Genomic DNA, 20,699 nt, shown 5'->3' on the forward strand with positions numbered 1-20,699 from the left:
CCATATGTTATCATGGGTATACTTGTTTGTATTTGAACGATTGAGGTCAATAGTTGCACTTTACCGACTTATGAAACAGGGGGAGTTCAGAGTGCAAGCAACAGCTGAAATCAGACGATTAAATCCGGTTGTCCATTGGGCGCAGCAGCATCGGCAGGCCAAGGAGCGGCTTATTGAGCGGCGTATTCGAGATTTCGAAATTCTGCTGCTGGAGCATGGCGAGGTCGAGGTTCAGATTGAATCGGAGGCGCCCTTCCGCGTTCAGCCTGGCCAGTTCTTTCTGCTGCCCGCGAAGCTCAGGCATCGTGTAGAGGTGCTGTCGCAGCCAGACGCGTTGTTTCTGGGCGTTCACTTTGACTTCTACAATGAGCTCTATATCGCGAAGGACGAAGACATCATTGTCTCTCTCGATCATAACGAGGACGATCATCATTATGGCAGCATGCCTCAGACGCCGGAATTTCTGGAATGGATAAACGCTGGCAGCCTGCATGCGACCTCTGAGGTTTACAGCCTGCTGGAAGCCGTTATACATGAATTCACCCATCGGCCGGCAGGCTATATGATGTGCTGTCAGGGCCTGCTGCTGCAGCTATTCGCTCATCTGTCGAGAGCCATTCATCAGCGTCAGCGGGGGGGCGCAAGCGCGGGCATGCAGCTGGCGATTGCTGAATTAGCCACTGCTATTGAGCAGAACGCAGGGGAACTGTGGTCCAATGAGAGAATGGCAGACATGCTGAATATTAATGTGGATTATATGGGACGTCTGTTCAAAAAAATCATGGGCATCAGTCCCAACAAATTCGTCCAGCAGATCCGTCACACCCAAGCGAAACGACTGCTCCGCGATACCAACGACACGATCGAATGGATCGGACATACGATCGGCTACACGGATGTACATTATTTCGTTCGGATCTTCCACAAGTGGGAGGGCATGCCGCCAGGCGAATATCGCAAGTTTTGCAGGCTGCTGTAGATGGAAGATGCCAATGGAGGAGCAGACAATGCAGCTATCGCTATTATAATAAAGTTCATTTTTGACATCCTCGCATCTTCTCCTTTCCGGTTTTCCCCCTAGTGATTGAACTTATTACTGCACAAATGCTTCGTCGTTTCATCCACCTCGAACTTCTGAATATAATGCCATTGGCTGTTAATCTCATGACTGAGTCCCCAGCGCAGGCCTTCCAGCGGATGAATATCAGGATGCTCCGTACGGAACGGGCCTCCCGCTTCCGGAGGGTGCTCGATAAAGGCTTGAATTTCGAACTGCAGCCCGTCCTGAGCGAATTGGATCGTGTTGCGTTCCGGTCCATCTGTCGTCAACAAAGCCGCCATGCCTCCCCTGTATGGCCAGAGCAATGTCTCATGGCCGCTGTTCGTTATCGGATTGTAGACCGATTTGGTATAAGGCCCCTCCGGTCGGTCCGCTACAGCGACTCCCCATTTGGTTTCCCTGCCCGCGCAGGTTAGCTGCTCACCCATAGGATAACCTTTATAATAAAGCCAGAATTGATTGTTATAAAAGAAAAGACATGGATCATTGGTCTTATGGCTGTCGAAGTCGCCCCTGTGCTTGACTAGGTGGCGGTTGTCCACATCTCCGAACCACTCTCCATTGCTCGCAGGTGACAGGATCGGCTCATCAGCCTTCAACCATGGACCGTCAGGAGAGCTCGATTGAGCCAGTCCGATATATTCCTTGGAGCGTCTCAAATAGGGATGCTTCACGACCTGATAGACAAGGTAATACTTGCCGTTATGGGCCAGCACCTCAGGTGTAAATACGCTTCGATCATCATAAGCGCCGGGCTCTCCTCGACCTACTGCGAGGCCCTGTTCATGCCAGTTCACCCCGTCGTTGGATATTGCATACCAAATCTCGGACCAATCCCATGGCCATACCTTGGCATCCAAATCGCCAGTATCATAGCCGACGCTTGGACCCGAGGATTTGGTATACCAGACATAATAAACCTCTCCGATCTTGATTACACTGCTGGGATCCCGCCGGTGAATGCCTTCCTCATATCCCAACCCCGTTACAGGAGCATATTTGAACTGGCAATACCAAGTGCTGTCCTTCCCATACTCGCGTTCTCTTGCTCTGCGCATAGCCAAGCTTTCTTGTCTCATGATTAACACTCCTCTTATATACTTTAATTTCATCTTATATCACCCTATTTTCATATGACATGCAATAAACTATCATAAAGGATATACTTTATTTCATTGGAGAGGGCCGGCCATGATCGAAATACTTACCGGGGAAATTCAACTGCTTCATTATCATTATTGGGAGAAAAAACAAGTTTTTCGGTTTGAAGAAGACACTTACTCCTATTGGGTAGTTTTCGCTGTTCAAGAAGGACGCTTTCGCTACAAATTAGGCGACAGCGATGATGGGGAAGCCATTAGCGGCGATTGGGTCATTTGTCCGCCGGGGACATCATTTGGTCGCGAAGTTATACACCCGCTCAGCTTTTTTTATTTAGGCTTTAATTGGTCAACGCCGCCATCTAACCTTCCGTTGGGCAAACTTACTTTCACCGACCAAGAACGTCTTGCCTCTGCTTATCGCTACCTGCAACAGTTATACGCTCTCCCACCCGAGCAGGCCATGTTATGGCGGAACCGCTTCGTTCAAGAAATTTGGGATGGTTATGTCCTGCAGCAGCTTCTTCCAGAAACAGCAGATCGAAACGCCAAAGATTCGCTTATGCTCAGCGCACGCCGCAAGCTCCGAGAGCAGGCCTTTCAATGCCTATCATTGAAAGCGATCGCAGATGAATTAAGGTTAAGTCCCGTCCAGTTTACACGACGCTTCAAAGTTGCGTTTGGCTGCTCCCCCTCCGAGTACGTTCGGCAGCTTCGCCTCGACCACGGGAAACGACTCTTGATGGAAAGCACTCTTACCGTGGATCTGATCTCGCAGGAGTGCGGGTATGAGAATGGCTTCTACTTCAGTCGAGTATTTTCCCTTCATATAGGGATGAGCCCCTCGAAATACCGAAGGGCTCATCGATTGTGATCGCTTATCTGATTCAATTCCACCCTCGCTGCCCCTTTTATTAACTCAGCGGCACTTTTTTTACCGCAGCGCTGAGCGAATGGACATGCTGCGCGGCAAGTTGATCTTGCGCATGCCGCATACCGTTCTTTGACTGGTTTGGATGGCTCCAACACTGCATGAGATATATCCGACATTCTAACAGCTCCTATTCCGTGAAAGTTTGGTTTAATTCTCCTTATCATACTTAAATGTATGAATTCTGTATTTGAACAATCAAGCTTAATCGTTGCAGTATTCCGACAAACAACAAGGGCTGGCAGGTTCATCCCACACTTCCCCTTGAACGTTCGAATGAAGTGGCATACTATAGAGTTATGAATCGGTTTAAAATGGAGGCTATCCGCGCTCATGACGAATAAAAAATATAAAGCTCCCGCTGCCGAGAAGGTGCTGGATATTCTGGAGCTAATGGCTAGAGAAAACAAGCCCTTTTCGGTTACGGAGATCAGCAATTCATTATCCATAACGACTAACTCAGTCTTCCGAATCTTGAAGGAGCTTGAGGAAAAAAAGTATATTCAGAAAAAAGAGAGTGAAAGCACCTACCAGTTGACCGGCAAGCTGTATTACCTTGGCAGCTCTATCGCCAACCGGATTACGCTGAAGGAAGTAGCGGAGCCTTCCATGCGGGCTCTTAGAGATGGCACGAGGGAAACGACCTTGCTGACGAAGCCTAGCTCGCTGGGTAGAACACTGGTTGTCGATCAACTGGAGAGTCTGGAACCGATTAAGTTTCTCTCGACTGTCGGCTTGGAGTATCCCTCCCATACCTCCGCCATGGGCAAGGCGATGCTGGCCTACAGCCCGGACCTGCTGGAGCTGTATTTGGCCCATCACGAGCTCGAACCCGCAACTCCGGGCTCTATTGCCGATCCGGCGAAGCTCAGAGAAGAAGCGGAGCAGATTCGCGCGCAAGGCTATGCCCTCGACATGGAGGAATCCTGTGAGGGCCTTCGGTGCATCGGCGTGCCGATTATGAATGCGGCTGGGCAGCTAGAAGGAGCCATTGGTGTATCCGGTCCCATCTTCCGAATGTCCAAGAAGACGATGGACCGATATATTGGGCTCGCTTTGCAGCAATCCAAAGCGATTTCCGAGCAGTTGGGCTACAGGAGTCCTTAGCGGATGAAAGTGACAAGCTACAATTCTGTGATTTCTCCTGATGAGGCCGGAGTTACAGTGTAAACTATGTCCATCAACTCCTCTTTCAACAACCAGAAGAAAAGCCCGGAAGCACAAAGAGGCCACTGAAGAATTTTCGTTACTCTTCGCTGGCAAGTTAGGCAAAAGTAAAAAAAGCATCCCGCCCCATTTTTCGGGGGCGGGATGCTTTTTTCTCTAGCTTCTGTGGGCTTCTTTTTCTGGTATTCTCAGATTATTGGTTTCAGTATACGCTTGAGATTTACGGTAAATTGGTCATTGCACCTTGCGATTCCATGCCATGCAGCCCCGAGGATGTAGCCACATGTTACTTCGCCTGAATGATTTTATCTCCGCGTTCTTTAATGTTGGCGATCGTTGTTTTTAGATCATTCTGTTTAACCAAATACTTTTCAACTTCTTCTGTAATGATCTTCTCATAATTGACGTTGTTAGCGCCCATGATTTTCTCTCCAACAAATATCGCATCCGGGCTGGTAAAAATATATTCAAGCTGCTCAACTTTAATATCGTCACCCGCTAAAGACTCGCCAAACACTTTAAACAATTCATTCTGCTCCACGGTGCGATTCGCCGATTCAGAGGAATCGGCATACTTGGCAGACAGTCTGCTCAGATCAAGACCGATTTCTAATGCAAGCTTGGGGTCTGCCGAAGTCGGCGATATAGCAAGACCATTTACAATTCCCCAAGTTTTCATCTTATCACCGCTATCTACCGGCATTGGGGCAACGCCAATCTTCCAATCTCTAGGGAACTTTTCTTTGTCCGCAGCCCAAGGCAATACCCAACCGCCTTGAATATCCATGCCATATTGGCCGTTCATAAAGGACGTTGCGCCTGTTTTTGAAGTGATTGTATTCGCATGCGTTGGCGTGCTTTCATCGATATGCATCATATTGAACAAGCGTTCCATCGAACGGGCGAATGCCGGATTTTCGATATTGGACAACCCTTGGTCGTTGTAGAAGTTCTCTCCTCCGCCTAATTCCATAATGGCATCTCCATACCAGAACGTGCCCCATGGCAGATAGAATGCACCATAAGTCTTGTCAGCACCAGAACCACTTGTCAGCTTCTTGGCTACATCGCGATACTGATCCCAGGTCATCGGAATTTTGTCATCGGGATAAGGTACACTGGTTTTATCGAAGATGGATTTATTATAATAAAGCGCCCACCTTGTGATATTGTGCGGAACCATGAAGATTTGGCCGTTGTTGCTTGCATTCTCTACATAAGGACCAAACTCTTGATTGAAATCAACTCCTGTCTCTTTGATAAGATCGTCAAGAGGAACAATCGTACCTGCGTCGGCCCACTGTTGTTGAATAATCGGATTAGCAACAATAATGATATCCACTTGCTTACCGCCAGCGATTGAGATCGGAACCGAAGTCAAAAAGTCTGCTTCTCTTCCGTGAAATTCGAAGGCAACATGACTGTACTTATCCAGGGTTTGAATTTCTTCCATAGCTTTTTTCATCTTAATGTCCTCATCAATACCGTTAAGATGAATAATCATTTTAATTGGATCTTTTTTAGCAACACTCTCCGGCGTACTAACACTTTGGTTAGTTGCCGTTGAGTTGCTGTTTTCCGTAGAGTTGCTGCATGCACTAAGCACTACGAATGCCAGAACCGCTACAAGAAGTAAACTAACTGTTCTTTTCATCTAAATTTCCCCTTTAATATTTATTGATCAAGCAGTACAAAAACTGCTTAATTTCGATCTGTTGCAATTACCCTTTGACCCCGGACATGGCAACCCCTTCAATAAATCGTTTCTGAGCAAACAGATAAACCACGATAATCGGAATTAATGCTAATGTTGCTCCAGCCATTTGGACGGCAAAGTTGCCCGAATATTCACCCTTGAAACTGGCAATTCCTACGCTTAATACTTGCTTATTCGTATCGTTGATATAAATTAAAGCGCTGAAGTACTCATTCCAGCCCCAAGTGAATGCAAGGATAAACAAGGCTGAAATTTGCGATTTGGCTAGCGGAAGTACGATTCGGAAGAAAGTCGTATATTCATTGCACCCGTCAATTCTCGCCGCCTCTATGAGATCATTCGGAATTGAAGTAAAGAATTGCCTCATCAGAAAAATCGAGAAGGCATTGAACATCCAAGGAAGAGCAACGCTAAGCACATTGTCGATTAATCCCATGGACTTGAAAATCATAAACTGGGGAATGATACGCACTTCTACCGGAATCATCATCGTTGCGATGAAGATGAGAAATATCGCATCTCTACCTTTAAAATTGAGTTTCGCAAAGGCATAGCCAGCAATCGTGCTTACTGTCAGAACCAACACAACGATATATATCGTCACTAACGCCGTATTGGCATACCAGGTCGCAAACGGGAAGTCGGTAACAGCCATTGCATAATTACTAGGATTAAACTTTTTGGGAATCCATTCAATCGGCATCTTGAATACGTCACTCTCATATTTAAATGACGCCGATAACATCCAAGCAATCGGAAACACCATAACAATACCAACAACGGCTAACAATGCGGTAAGCAGCGTTCTGCCGCCAAGTGTACTCTTAATCATGACTTCGCTGCCCCCTTATACATATTTGACCCATTTCTTCTGACCGATCCATTGAATTAACGTGATGATCACTACCAGCACGAAGAATACCCACGATACGGCTGAAGCGTAACCCATATGATATTGCTTGAACGCCGTATCATAGATATGGTAGACGATTGTCATAGAAGCCGTGCCTGGCCCGCCTTGCGTCATTACCTGTACTTCAGCGAATACTTGAAAGGAAGAAATAACCGACGTAATGATGAGAAAGAATGTCGTAGGCGAGCTGATTGGTACAGTTATATGAAAGAACTGTTGCAGTTTGTTGGCCCCGTCTATCGAAGCTGCTTCATAATAACTTTTGGATATTCCTTGCAAGCTCGCTAGATAAATAACGGTGCAATATCCAACGTTCTTCCACACCCAGAATAATGCGATTGTAGGCAACGCCCACTTCACGCTTGTTGCCCAGCCCGGTGTGGATTCAATGCCTAACGAGCGCAAGAAAGAATTGATAGGACCAAACTCCGGATGGAATAGTGCCGAGAATACCAATGCCGAAGCCGTAATTGTCGTTATATATGGCACAAAATACATAGCCCTCAACAGTCCGCGTCCGAAAATTTTGGCGTTTAACAGGTTGGCGATAACAAGAGCTAACACAATTAAAAGCGGGACCCCCATTATCATTAGCAGCAGATTATGCAGCAGGCCAGATCGGAAGTATTCATTTTGAAATACCTCTTTATAGTTATCTAGTCCGATGAACGTCGATCCTGCGGCTCCTTTGAACATGTTCCAATCCATAAAACTTAGGTACAAGGAATTGAACAAGGGATAAGCCATAAACATTAGGAACCCAATGACGGCAGGTATTATAAACGAATAGCCTACCAAATTTTTTCTGATGCTTCTCTTCCACCTCAGATTCATCCACTCCCCGTAGTCATGCCATGATAGCTTTGTTTTTGATCAAGCTCAACATACTATACTTAAAATCACTATTTATATTTAGATAATATTGAAAGCACTTTCATGTGTCAAGTTAAAATTTTATATATCAATAACAAAATTATATATAGACATATTCAACTTAAGCATGTACTCCTCTTATTTTGTCTATATATAAATATGTTGACTATATTTAAAACAAGCATTACAATTTATTACAGCGTAGCTCGTGAAGACGTTAGACTGTAATCGCTTTCATTTATCGAGAAAGGAGAGTTGAGTCGCCCCCCTTACATGTCAAAATACGAATTCAATTCATTCGGCATTTAAATTTTTTATTCAGGAGGTAATTGAAGATGCTAAACAAAATGTTGTTCAAACAAGTATGCTTGACCATAATTGCTGCATTAGCAATTATGGCTCTTCAAGTTCCACAGTCTGCTAAAGCAGCCGATCCCGTAACTTATCAAGGACTTGGCAAGGCCGTGTACGCGGGTAAGACTTACTTTGAAAATAAAATAACATCAACAACAAAGGTACTCGTAACACCAAGCGATACGTTAAGTTCAATTCAAACAAAGCTTGACGCCGGTGGCATCATTCAATTCGCGGCCGGCACATACAATTTAGGCGTCATGAAAATCAACCAATCCAATACTCGCGTGGAGGTTGATCGCAATGCCATCTTCAACATGAACAGCAACATCTTGTTTGATATTCGCCCGGCAACTGTGACATCACCAAGAATCGAGAATGTAGAAATAGCATCGATTGGCCCAGGCCGCTTTAAAATTAATACAAATGGCAATGTTGGCGGCGATAAGCGCCCTGTTCGATTATCAAATGTGAAGAACTTTGCTGTTTCCGGAATTAATATTTCAGGAAATTACGAGGGACAGCCCTTTATCGTATTAGCACCCTATCAAGACGGTAGCCCTGGGACTATATTGGTAGATGGCCAACAAACCTATAATCCCATTTTCGGACTCGTTCCTACCTACGGCGTGATTCAAAATGTAGGGGCTACCAAGATTCACGGCGGATATGCCACAGTACAAATGTTTGGTGGAAACAACGTCCTTATGCGTAATATTGACGGAGATAATGGAGTAACTGTCCGTTTAGAACCGGGCAGCGGAAAGAATACGGATTATATAAGCATGTCCGGACCAGATCTGGGAGCCTTACACAATATCGCACTGGTAAATATCAGCAACACAAACGGTTTTGCAACGGTCTATTTGAAGCCCCATGCTAAACTTAACCACAATATTACCTTAGCGAATATTTCAGCAGTCAACAGCGCATTCGCCATACATGCAGATGTAGCTAAGTTTAAAGCAGATGACAATGTCACGGTTTCTTATGGAGGTGACACCTATAATGTTCACAGGCAGCGCGGGCGTTTTGAAAATGTAAAGCTCAAGGGGGAAATTTCACTAACACAACAAGGAACAGATAAGCTAGCCTGGTTCGCTATTAGTGATCTTCTGTATATCGAATATAGTAAGCGAGACGGAGCAGGAAATTATTCGGATTACGCTCCAAACATTGAAGGCTCCAAACGTCTAACGACTCCAGTCGTACCCGTGCTTATGATTTCGCAGGAATACCGGTCGGATACCGAGTTCAGTATTGAACGCGGAAATTATACGATGGATTTCACTACTGCCAACATTCAGTCTATTGGATTCACTCATTCCTTAGCTACGAATGGAGGCGTACTTTACAGAGAAGATGGCAGAACGAAAACAAACAAACCATTGACGGCGGAACAAATCATGGATTATTAACTTTTAAGTCGCAATAATACAAGCAATCTGCGAGCAACTGCGCTTGCGACTTGTCGCATTTATTTCCGGTAAACCTGGCTTTCGAGATTCATAATAGCCTAGAACACAGAATGACCGATGAAGCACTTTGCTGTGCTTCATCGGCCTTTGTGTGTCGTTAGTTATTTGTCGTATTTAGCTGAAACAATCGATAGATAAGCATAGCTGCTTCAGCTCTTGTAGCAGACTTGTGTGGCCCGAAACGTCCGTCTTCGAAACCAATCATGATTGCCGACTCCGTTTACGATCCCTCTGACAGCCAACGCTTCAATCCCCTCCCGGGCCCATAGAACAGTGTCAAGATCCTCGAAAGAATGCTTCTGCTACATCAGTGTCCAACTTATCTGGGTCGACAAGTTGGACTGACATCTCGACATGATCTGAGGAAGACCCTATGTACCGTAATCAACCATAGAGGGAACGATGCCGTTGCCAGTCCCATATCCTCCGTCAGGACGGCTAAGTTGAAGGGCTGCTATTCGTCTTCTGTCAGGATCGGTGCGATTCGCAGCTCAAAGGCCATCTCCTTATCGCTCAACTGGTACTGCTCCAGTAGATCGGTTCCGCAGGAGCTGGAGCCGATCCCGTTCATCTTGTAATCCAGATGCACGATCGTCTCCTTGCGCCTACGCAGGGAATGCGTATGCTTCGCCTGGGTCATATCCTCCGGCGTGTAATGGAGCGCCTGGAACGAGAACTCCGAGCCCGGGCTGGTGAACAGGAGACCCATGCCGAGTGCATTGCTGACGGAGGCCCACTCCGTACCGTAACGCGAGCCGTTCTCCTGCGGCACTACATACGAATGGTGCATATCGTCGACGGTCAGCTCATATTTGCCCTTTCTGACGCTTTGGCGCTTGTCAATATAGCTTTCATGAGGTCCGTAGCCGAAATATTCCACCTGCTCATTTCCTGCCGGCATGACGAGTTGCAGTCCGAAGCGAGGCAGGTATGGCAGATCCTCCCGCACCTGAACCGAAGTCTTCATTGTAATGACTCCGGCACCGTCAACCTCCCACACGGCCTTGCCCTTGAGTAGCGGCTGCTTGATGTTGCAGGTCAGTGCGAAGTCCACTTCAATCTGAACCCGCTTCGCCGACACATGGGTGACCTCTGCGCGGTAGACCTTGGTCATGGCGCGCTCATAGCCTTCCTTGCTCCAAAGCACCTTGATCTTGCGGTCATTATCCGCCGGCGCACGCCAAATACTGAACTGCGGCTTGCCTTGAATGAGCGGCACGCCATGCTTGGTCACCTTGGTAAACGCTCCGGCGTGGAGATCGAATACATGAAGGAAATCAAAGCCTTCCACGATCACCTCATCGTCCTTCTGCTCCACGGCGATGTCCGGCCATACCCGCAGCTCCGCAGCCGGTGCAGGCACTGAAGCAGGCACCGGCAGCTCGAACTGCTCATTGGTCAGCTCATGACCTGAAGCTGCCCAAAGCTTGTCTGTACGCTGCGTCACGAACAGGCTGAGGAACCAACGTCCCGCCGCATTCGGAAGCGAATAAGGAATGGTAACGAGCTCCGTTCCGTGAGGAGGCGTCTGCAACGACGGCAACTCGCCCTGCTCCACAGTTTCACCATCACGCTCGACCCGCCAGCTTATCACGACATCCGAGAGGTCGATGAAATCATAGCGGTTCGTCACGCGAACCTTGCCTTCGGCGGCAGCTTCAGCCTCCAACAGCACCGGCGCCATAACTTTCTTCAGCTCCAGCAGGTTGGTATGGGGAATCCGGTCCGGGCTGACCAGCCCGTCAATGCAGAAATTACCGTCGTTCTGCACATCTCCGAAATCACCGCCATAGCCAAAGAACATCTGCCCGTCTAGGGATTGAGTTTTGATGCCGTGGTCGCACCATTCCCAAACGCAGCCGCCCATCAGCTTCGGATACGCATAGATAACGTGCCAGTAATCCTTCAGGTCTCCGCAACTGTTGCCCATGGCATGGCTATACTCGCATAGCAGGAGAGGCTTGGTCTGGCTCTCATCGCTGCCGTAGGCGACCATCTCCTGCACGGTGGCGTACATTCTGCTATTCATATCAAGGCAGCTGGTATCGGGATGGCCGTTATATTTCAGCGCCGCCCCTTCATAATGCACAAGCCGGGTCGTATCGCGTTCTCGGGTCCAACGTGCCATCGCAATATGATTTACGCCATAGCCGGATTCATTCCCCATGGACCAGATCACGACAGACGGATGGTTCTTGTCCCGTTCGACCATACGGACAGCACGGTCCAGAAACGCCGCTTCCCACTCCGGATTCTTGGTGAGCATGTGATAATCCCCAGCATGCAACACCCCGTGCGCCTCCAGATCGGCTTCATCAATTACATAGAAGCCATACTGGTCGCACAAATCCAGGAATCTCGGGTCGTTCGGGTAATGGGAGGTACGGATCGTGTTGATGTTATGCTGCTTCATAAGCTTCAAATCCTGAATCATATGCTTCAGCGGAATCGTCTGTCCCAACTCTGGATGGGAATCATGGCGGTTAACACCCTTCAGCTTGATGTCCTGGCCGTTGATGCGGAAGACCCCGTCCAGCACCTCTACCTTACGGAGCCCGACATGGAAATGCAGCACTTCGCCAGCACCACTCACAAGCAGCGAATACAAATACGGATTTTCTGCACTCCACAGCATAGGGCTTGCAATGTCCAACCGAAGCGTTTCCTTGCCTTTCACCCGGGCAGTGCTTGCGCCGATCACGCGCCCCTCGGCATCCAGCAGCTGAATCTGCACCTCTACGCTGCCCTGGCTCTCGATATCACAGCGCAACAAGGCCGACTTGTAATCCGTAGATAAATCAGCTTGATAGAACACGTCGCGGATCCGCTCATTGCTGCGGGCGAGAAGATATACATCTCTGAAAATGCCGGAGTAGCGCCACGCATCCTGATCCTCCAGATAGGTGCCGTCGCACCATTTGAGCACCATAACAGCCATGCGGTTTCTTCCGCTGCGCACATAGGAGGTCAGATCAAATTCTGCCGGAATGCGGCTGCCCTGGCTATAGCCGACAAAAGTACCGTTAACCCACAAATAGAAACAGGAATTCACGCCTTCAAAGACGATGTGTGTGGCCTGGTCCTTCCAATCGGTGCAAACGTTGAACTCCCGGATATACAAGCCCGCCGGATTCTCGTCCGGAACGAAGGGCGGATCGCACGGAATCGGATAATTCACATTGCAATACTGCATCTGGTCATAGCCGTTTGACTGCCAGCAGGAAGGCACAAGCAGGTCATCCCAGCCGGAGTAATCATAAGCCTCCTCGTAAAAAGCCTCCCGCACCTCTTGCACGCTGCGGTGGTAGCGGAACTTCCATTGTCCGTTGAGTGTTTGGTAATAAGGGGATTTCCCTCGCTTCCCCTTCCTCGCCGATTCTGTATTAGCATACGGTATATAGTAAGCTCTCGGGGCTTCCCGATTGATATGAAGCACGTCAAGATTTTCCCAGACCTTCTTCAGATCCTTCATTTAAATAACCTCCTGAGTACAAAATATGATGTTTCAAAGTTTCGGATGCCCGATATCGGCATCCGAGGCCTTATTCCCATCATATCTGCTGGGCAGAGCCTTTTGCCATGCACATACCCTAACAATAGTAGTACTATTTTTACCTTCTCGCGAGAGTAGTACTATCATTACTTCTTAATACCCTGCCGTACCAGTTGCTTGACGGTTCCACCCGCTCTCATCAAGGTCTGCATTCTGGCCAAATTGTCCCCCTGCATCAAATGGTAGTTGTTCACAGTATTTCGAGCTTGCTGCATATCTTCAAGGTCGGCTAACGGCCCCAGTCCGTCCCGCCACTCTGTAAGCCGCTGAAGCAGCTCCTCCTTGATGTCGGCATAGTCCGGAGTATGGAACAGGTTATGTGATTCTCCGGGGTCCTGCTCCAGCTGATACAGCTCGCCCTCCACGACGTCCTCAAGGAACATATGCGTGAACTTCAAGCAGTGGTCATTCATAAGCCGATCGTGAAGCTCCTCCTGTCCTGGATACCAGGTGAGCTTCCATGGCCCCTTGCGGATCATTAGCGCCGGCTCGCGCTGCAGGCCGCCCGTGAAGATATGCCCGAACACTTCGTTCTTGGCAGCTCCCGGCTCTTTGTTGAGCATCGGCAGGAGTGATTGTCCCTGCACGCAGTCCGGGATGTCGATGCCGGCGGCATCCAGAAGGGTCGGCATGATGTCTACAATTTCTGCGAAGGCCTCATAGGTTCCCTGGAGCATGTTCTTAGGAAACTTGATCAGGAGCGGAATCCGGGACACCTCTTCGTACATAATCCCCCATTTCTCGATAAAGCCATGCTCTCCCATCATCGAGCCGTGATCCGATGTAAATACGATAATGGACTCATCGTACAGGCCAAGCTCCTTCAGCTTCGCCAGAACCTGGCCAACACGGTCATCCACATGCGTGACCAGACCGTAATAGCTGGCCATGCTCTTGCGGTAATCCTCCTCCGTCAAGCGGTTAAACCCGCGCGCCCGGTAGTAATAGCGATGCAGCAACGGCTTGGTGGAGAGGTCCTCCCTCCAGGTATCCGGCAGGGGCATTTCCCGGTAGTCATACATCGACGCATAGGGCTCCACTGGAAAATACGGCGTATGCGGGTCAATGATCGACAGCCGGTGGAACAAGGGCCGCTCACTGTCCTTCAGGTCATTCAGCCGCTTGATATAAGCCTGTGTCAGCAGCGAATCAGCCGTTTCCTCGGGCTTCTGCGGGTTCACTCCGTGAATGACGAGCGAAACCTCGCCTTCATTTTTCTTATATACACTCTTCTTCAACAGCTCGCGGTCCGTGACGCCGAACACGCCGACCTCTCCGCCGGCAAACTGCCCGCGGGGATAGTGCTCCTCAAAGCCGAAGGAGCCCGGCGTATTATAGTGGATTTTTCCGTAGTTGATCGTATGATACCCTTGATGGCTCATCGTGCTGTAGAGTGACATTTCATCCTCCACCGGGGCGAAGGCGTTATCCAGCACGCCGTGGCTGAGGCCGTAGCGTCCGGTAGCCAGGCTTACGCGCGCCGGGGCGCACATTGGGCAGTTCGTATACGCATTCGTAAATACAGCACAGTCCTTCGCAAACGCATCCAGATGGGGCGTCTGCACTGTGCTATGGCCCATATATCCCAGCGTGTCCGCCCGCAACTCATCGGTCATTATAAAAAACACATGCGGCTTCTTGGCCATCCCATTCATGCCTCCTTTTTACTTTGGCTTCTACAGTCTCGTCCTTTGCGCCGCGCGCAGACTTGCGACAGCCCTACTCGTATGCCCGAATCTCGTACACACCTATCCTCTTCGCGCCATTGGTCCGGTGGAAGACGACCTTCAGCTCATCCGTCCAGACCGGATCAAAGCACAGCTTGTTGACGCGCTGGTAATTGTCTGTCACCGAGATCAGCTCGTGGTAATCCCCATTCTGTTTGCAGTAGACGGTATAGTCCTTCACCAGGGTCTGGAATACCGTGAAATCCTGATAGATCTCAAGGTTGTCATAGTGATAGTTCAGATTGGAGTCAAAGACGAGCTGGATCCGGCTGACGTTCCGAGCTTCCTGAAAAGCCACGGTAATGGACTCATCCCCTTTGGTCAGTGCAGACAGCCACATGTTAGGCAGGCCGTGGTTTCTCGACAGTCCGTTGTTCAGGTTGCCCCCGTTATAAATGTCCTGGTCCGTGCCTGTACGGTAGCAAGGAAGCCCCTTCTCCGCTCGCCACATTTCTTTCTTCACCTCCAGGGTATCTATATCGCAGAAGGTCGTGCGACGGTTCATGGCATGCTTTTTCAGGAAAAATACGCCGTTTAGTTCGTCATCGCACATGCCCAACTGAATCGACTCATTCGGCTCAAATTCAATGAACAGCTTGCCGCTCTCGCTCTTGCCGTTCAGCGGCAGGTTCACCCAACGAAGCTCTGACGAGGCCGGTACGGTAATCTCGCCCTCATACAACTTGTGCTGCGGTGAATAGTTCTGCAGCTTCACCGGCGTGTAGACGGTATACCGGAGACGGCTTTCGCTCTGGCTGCTAAAGCGCAGCGCCACCTGTTGAATTGGCTCTTTCACAGGCACAATGAAAGCATACCGCCCATCCAGCGGCAGGCTGAAATCCGCACTTTCAAGGAAGGAAGGCTGCACCGAACTGACCTGAATATCGGCGTGACGGCACAAATCCAGCGGATCATGGCTGCGCTGCCCGATGATGTATTGGTCATTCGCCATCAGAAGCTGCTGCAGTTCCTCCATATGCTGCTCGTAAATGGTTCTTGGCTGCACATTGTATTTCCTGCACAAGTGGGCAGCGGCGGCACAGGATTGCCCCAGCATTGCAAGCGTAGCCATAACGCGGGTAGAACCGAAGGCCACGTGAGTGGTGGACATGCAGCGGCTGGCCACAAACAGATTGTTTACATTTTTGGAGTAGCAGCTGCGGTACGGAATGGAATACACTCCCCGCAACACGAAGTGGCGGGTCGTCATATCCTTCGAGAAAAAACCTTCGACCGCATGCAGGTCAATCGACCAGCCGCCATAACCGATCGTGTCCTCGAAATCCTTCTGCTCAACGACATCTCCTTCGGTCAGGATATAATCCCCCATCAGCCTTCTCGATTCTCTCTTCCCCGGAACGCCGCTCACATACTCAAGATCATATTGGGAAGCATCGTAATTTCTGCTGTTCTTGATATGATTCCAGATTCCGTATACGAGCTCTCTGTGGCTTTGCATAATTTCCTCGTTCTGGCTGATCGGATCCTTCCCGTGGCCAATCTCATAAAACCACTGCATTCGGTATGCCTCATAACGCGAATTGCCCGGAATGCGATCTGGAATCTGCCGATACTGGAGCGCTTCCTCTACCTTCAGGCTTTTGGCGAATTCCGGCATGACGAACCGCGCAGGGCGTCCGGTGTCCTTTGAATACCAGGACAGGGTGCTCAGCAGCATATTCTCGTCCGCTTCATCCGGGGCGATCCGCTCATTGAATTCCGACTTCGCTTCCCTTCCCGTGCGATACTCCGCACCGGCAAGATAGCCGATCGTTCCATCCCCGGTATCATCGAGAAACAGCGGGCTGTAAAAGTCAAAGCGCTTCTCCGCCCCCAGCTGCGATCCTGACACATACAGGATGTTACCGTTTCCATCCGTTTCGACTTTATCAATATTCGTATTCAGAAATAGAGATACATTGGGCTCTCCCAGGACAAAATCCAGCAGAATCGATTCCCACAAATACGCATTGCCCTGCGGATTCCGGTACAGGTTCTCGAGGCGCAGCTCTTCCATAATGCCTGACTCCCGTGCATAGAAGTTAAACTCCTGAGCACCATCGGCACCGACTACATTGATCCGGTTCTCCGGGCTCGCATTACCGCCCAAATACCCCCGGTTGTTGATTAATGACACCTTCATGCCGAGCCTTGCAGCCTGAATTGCAGCACAGATGCCCGGCATTCCGCCCCCGACAATCGTCAGGTCCCGCTCCACCTTGATGGGTGTAAATTCCATCAGACTTCCTCCTTCGCATTTACCATATATCCATATGATAGTGCAGCGTCAGAGCTTTAAAAATACATGGGAATGCAAAATTGATATCTTATTTCAACTTATATACAATGTTTCTAAACGAAAGGCTGAAGGGGGAACCGTGCAAATGGAGCAGCGTGTCATGATAAACCGCAGCGAACTGCCTGCTTTAATTACGATGGGGGTGTTCAAGCCGGCGCAGCCCTGGATTCACGTTGACCGGATCTTGCATATGGATACCCTGCTGTATGTCGTGGACGGAGCCGTTTCCGTGTGCGAGGAGGATACCGACTATACGATCGGCAGCGGACAAGCTTTTTTTCTCAAAAATCAGTGCCGTCACTGGGGAAAAGCCCCCGTCGCGCCCGGCTCGACATGGTACTGGGTCTCCTTCGTACCGTTCCAGCCCCGGGCGGAGCAAGAGCCGCTCTTTCTACCCAAGCAGCTCACCTTATCCTCACCGGAGTCGTTTATCGATATCCTGAACACCATGCTGAGGCTGTACCGTTCTGCTGCCCCATTCAGTACCGAGCGCATGAACGGCTTGCTCTATCAGGCGCTGTATGAGCTACTGCAGCAGGATCTGCGGCGAAGGGACGAGCACCGTGCCTCCGCGCTCTCCTCCAAAATCATGGCCTGCCTGAAGCATCAGATTGAACAGCCCTTTGACAGCCGGAGGATTGCCAACAGTCTAAGCATGAACTACACCTATTTAGGGCGGGTGTTCAAAGCCGATACCGGAAGCACGATCAATGAATACTACCGCAAGCTGAAAATCCAGCGCGCAATTGAGCTGATGCACGCTGAAGCGCTAAACATATCCCAGATCAGCGAGCAGCTGCAGTTTCCGAACCCCTATTATTTCAGCCGGGTGTTCAAGCAGGTCACCGGATTGTCGCCGCGCGATTACCAGCAGCAGCTGTATCGGTAACAAGAGAAAGGGACGATCCGCCGAGCAAGCTTCGGTAGATCGTCCCTTGTTGTTATCTTAAATTGACTAGCATGTGTGCTTTATGGCACCGGCTTAACCTCCAGTAGCAGCACCTGCTCCGAGCCCAGGCTGAAGCTCGCAGGCGAGCTCTTGCCGGTCATCAGGTTTTTGACGGTGACATTTTTGTTGTTCGCCATTTTCAGACTGATATTGGATGTGTTCTTCCCTATGTTAACGATCGTCATCAGGTAGGTGTTCGCGCCATTTGGCACGACCCGCCAGAAGGCTCCCTTGGATGGCAGGCCATTATTCTCCGTCAGGACAACCGGTGGCAGCTGACCTTTGGCCGACAGCTCTATCATTACCTTGGATACGATGCCGGACACCGCATTGTTTGTCATCTTGATCAGCTTGCCAGATCCTGCGGTCAGGGTCTTTGCGCGAGGCCGCTTGTATTCATTGAACTTGAGGCTGACATCATCAATGATTACCGTTCCCCCGTTGTCCAGATAAATTTGCAGCGCGTTAAATTCCGCTTCGGTTACTTCTTCGGTCTTGCGGACTACGATGACATCCCAATCCGTGTTCGGCTGCTTGAAAATAATGTTCTTCGTTGCAAAGCCGAGCGGTACCCCGCTAAAGTACATAGACTCATACAGATCGAATTGATCCTCCATATAATTATAATCATTGATTGCCGCTGCTTCGGAGTAGAACAGGCGAACCGGCTTGCGCTCCCGCTGGAATTTGACGATCTCATTCGAGAAGGCGTTCATGTCCATCATCGTCTTGGTGAGTTCCTGCGCCACTCTCGGCTGCTGTGCCACAGAGGCAGCATACGACTCACCAAGGCCGCCTGTCGCATTTTGCAACCGCTCTTCAATCGAGCCGTCGGCGTTACGACCCCATAACCATGTCAGACCTCCGTTCAAGCCGTGAAGCGTGGTTTGCCAGTATGTGGAGCGAACATACTCGGGCTTCATGTACAGATCTCGGTATTGTGTAGTCGAAAGCAGATGCACCTCGGAGTTAAAGTGTGGCTTGTTCGGGCTGACGGAATCCATAAAGTCATACGACATCGCCATCTCCTCCCAGTAGTAGGCGTACTTGGACTCCCAGCTCTCCGGACCCGTGCTGTTCATGTTACGCTTGCGGATCTTCGCATCGTCGCCGATGATCTCTGTCATCTCTGTCAGCGCCTCAAAGTCGATCCCGTGATCACGAGGGCCCTCGACGAAGAGGTCCGGCATAATCTTCAGCTGTGTCCGGGCCGCTGGATCATATTTCTTGATCTCATCATGCAGGAAGGTCAGCCATTCTGTTCCCCGGTCCATATTGAAGCGTGACCAGTCATACCGGATTGGAGTGTTCTCGTAGGACGCATCCAGTGGAATGGAAAGATTCACCTGGTTGAAGCTGGTGTAGCTCGTCTCCCACAGCCCATTCAGCTTTGCAATGGTGCCGTGCTTGGCCTCAAGCCATGTTCTGAATTTGCTCATCGTGTACGTAGAGACGTTTGAAACGGCGGCCCAATGCCCTTTAGCCGTAAACCAGTGCGGCTCATTGGCGAGAATGTAACCGAGCTTGGTGTAATTTTTGCCGGCCGTCGTCGGGATCGTTCCCTTGAAGACATCCTTCCAGATTTCCCGTACCTGAGGGTGGTCAATGTCATATTTGGTGAAGAAGCTCTGTCCCTTCAATATTTCTGGCCCATACTTGGATGCTGCCCATTGCGGCAGCGGATCATGCCACAGCATGAGGTATCCGGCTGTATTGGTCGGGCGATTCTTTAGATCAGCCAGCTTGGTCTGATCGATTGTCCCGGCCTCGTCCAGGGCGAAGATCGGGCTAATGGCCTTCGGATGATCCAGCTTGCCCAAGTATTCGTTATACAGTGTCGGATCGGAAGTTGTAATATTCAGCGGCTTAGAGAAGTAATCGTACAGGAACACCGGCTTTCCGTTTGACATGAATTGATCGTTCTGCACCGTAATGTTCGACCAGTTCACCTTCGGTACTGCCCGGCGCGTCACAGCTCCGTTGATTACCTGTGTCAGTTCGGATTTGGCCGTATCCAGCATTTGAATGACTTCTCTGCGCTCAAAATTGGGCAGGTCATTCGCAAGCTGCTGCGCGTTATTCTGGAACATTTTTACTCGTTCGAACTGTGCCTTGTTCTTGGCAACGTTGGCAGCGTCCCAGTCTGCGTATTTAATAAACTCACTTGCCATCCATACCGCACTTTCTTCCCGGGTGGTGTCAATTCCACTTCCTTTCGCCTGTGTGATCAACGCGTTCAGCTCGCCCATCTTTCTGACGGCCTCCTGCTTCGGGGTTTCAGCAGCTAATGCGATTGACGAGCGGTCTGCTGCGGTCATACCCATGATCAATCCGACACACAAGGTCAGGCTGATCAGCATCTGTTTTGTTCCCATTCACGCACCTCCGTTTAAATTTAAAATTTAATTTCACATTTATATTATTTTACATGAGTTGTTAAGTAAATACATTTTTTGTATTTTCTAAAATTATTAATGTAGTAACTTTAGGGCATGCAGGAAAAGAAGCACGCTCTGTTCAGGAGCGGCTTCTTTCCTTTCCTTTGATTTGTGTTGGTTCCCTGTGCCTTGCAAATACG

Annotated in this window: 14 protein-coding genes; 5 read left to right on the top strand and 9 right to left on the bottom strand. The window is 49.5% G+C overall.

The window, feature by feature from the left end:
• The first annotated feature begins 91 nt into the window (after positions 1–91).
• On the top strand, positions 92–979 hold the full coding sequence (locus tag J4772_RS25075; RefSeq protein ID WP_209071882.1) for a helix-turn-helix transcriptional regulator: 888 nt from the start codon (positions 92–94) through the stop codon (positions 977–979).
• A gap of 98 nt (positions 980–1,077) precedes the next feature.
• Here J4772_RS25075 and J4772_RS25080 read toward each other — a convergent pair whose 3' ends face one another.
• A complete protein-coding gene (locus tag J4772_RS25080) occupies positions 1,078–2,139 on the bottom strand; it encodes a glycoside hydrolase family 117 protein (protein WP_209071883.1) in 1,062 nt (353 codons plus the stop codon).
• A 112-nt stretch (positions 2,140–2,251) separates the two neighbouring features.
• Between J4772_RS25080 and J4772_RS25085 the strand changes: the two genes are divergently transcribed.
• Positions 2,252–3,034, top strand: coding sequence for an AraC family transcriptional regulator (locus J4772_RS25085; protein ID WP_209071884.1), 783 nt, complete (start codon positions 2,252–2,254; stop codon positions 3,032–3,034).
• Between the two features lie 390 nt (positions 3,035–3,424).
• Positions 3,425–4,198, top strand: coding sequence for an IclR family transcriptional regulator (locus tag J4772_RS25090; RefSeq protein WP_209071885.1), 774 nt, complete (start codon positions 3,425–3,427; stop codon positions 4,196–4,198).
• Between the two features lie 346 nt (positions 4,199–4,544).
• On the opposite strand, the gene J4772_RS25095 is transcribed toward J4772_RS25090, so the two are convergent.
• The 3 genes from J4772_RS25095 to J4772_RS25105 all read right to left on the bottom strand — a co-directional run bounded on the left by J4772_RS25095 (position 4,545) and on the right by J4772_RS25105 (position 7,584).
• Positions 4,545–5,912: an ABC transporter substrate-binding protein gene (locus tag J4772_RS25095; protein ID WP_209071886.1), complete on the bottom strand. Its 1,368-nt coding sequence runs from the start codon at positions 5,910–5,912 to the stop codon at positions 4,545–4,547.
• 67 nt (positions 5,913–5,979) lie between these two features.
• Positions 5,980–6,807, bottom strand: a complete 828-nt coding sequence (locus J4772_RS25100; protein WP_209071887.1) for a carbohydrate ABC transporter permease — start codon at positions 6,805–6,807, stop codon at positions 5,980–5,982.
• Positions 6,808–6,822: 15 nt separating this feature from the next.
• Entirely contained in the window at positions 6,823–7,584 is a 762-nt protein-coding gene (locus tag J4772_RS25105) for a carbohydrate ABC transporter permease (RefSeq protein ID WP_247740849.1), read from the bottom strand.
• Between the two features lie 512 nt (positions 7,585–8,096).
• On the opposite strand from J4772_RS25105, the gene J4772_RS25110 reads away from it, so the two are divergent.
• Positions 8,097–9,533: a hypothetical protein gene (locus J4772_RS25110; protein ID WP_209071888.1), complete on the top strand. Its 1,437-nt coding sequence runs from the start codon at positions 8,097–8,099 to the stop codon at positions 9,531–9,533.
• A 157-nt stretch (positions 9,534–9,690) separates the two neighbouring features.
• Here the strand turns inward: J4772_RS25110 and J4772_RS37635 are convergent, their stop codons facing one another.
• The 4 genes from J4772_RS37635 to J4772_RS25130 form a co-directional block, all read right to left on the bottom strand.
• The gene (locus J4772_RS37635) at positions 9,691–9,801 is read right to left on the bottom strand and encodes an S-layer homology domain-containing protein (protein WP_371822916.1); all 111 of its coding nucleotides are present in this window, start codon (positions 9,799–9,801) and stop codon (positions 9,691–9,693) included.
• Between the two features lie 246 nt (positions 9,802–10,047).
• Entirely contained in the window at positions 10,048–13,065 is a 3,018-nt protein-coding gene (locus J4772_RS25120; RefSeq protein WP_087568997.1) for a glycoside hydrolase family 2 TIM barrel-domain containing protein, read from the bottom strand.
• Positions 13,066–13,232: 167 nt separating this feature from the next.
• Positions 13,233–14,792 (bottom strand): sulfatase-like hydrolase/transferase, encoded by a 1,560-nt coding sequence (locus J4772_RS25125; RefSeq protein WP_087568998.1) that lies wholly within the window; start codon positions 14,790–14,792, stop codon positions 13,233–13,235.
• 73 nt (positions 14,793–14,865) lie between these two features.
• On the bottom strand, positions 14,866–17,112 hold the full coding sequence (locus J4772_RS25130; RefSeq protein ID WP_087568999.1) for an FAD-dependent oxidoreductase: 2,247 nt from the start codon (positions 17,110–17,112) through the stop codon (positions 14,866–14,868).
• Between the two features lie 145 nt (positions 17,113–17,257).
• On the opposite strand from J4772_RS25130, the gene J4772_RS25135 reads away from it, so the two are divergent.
• Positions 17,258–18,061 carry a helix-turn-helix domain-containing protein gene (locus J4772_RS25135; RefSeq protein ID WP_087569000.1) on the top strand — a complete coding sequence of 268 codons (804 nt, stop codon included), beginning with the start codon at positions 17,258–17,260 and terminating at the stop codon, positions 18,059–18,061.
• 80 nt (positions 18,062–18,141) lie between these two features.
• Here J4772_RS25135 and J4772_RS25140 read toward each other — a convergent pair whose 3' ends face one another.
• Complete coding sequence (locus J4772_RS25140) at positions 18,142–20,496, bottom strand: beta-galactosidase (protein ID WP_087569001.1); 2,355 nt, start codon at positions 20,494–20,496, stop codon at positions 18,142–18,144.
• Between the last annotated feature and the right edge of the window lie 203 nt (positions 20,497–20,699).

It is taken from the genome of Cohnella sp. LGH, from assembly GCF_017671885.1.
Classification (GTDB): Bacteria; Bacillota; Bacilli; order Paenibacillales; family Paenibacillaceae; genus Cohnella; species Cohnella phaseoli.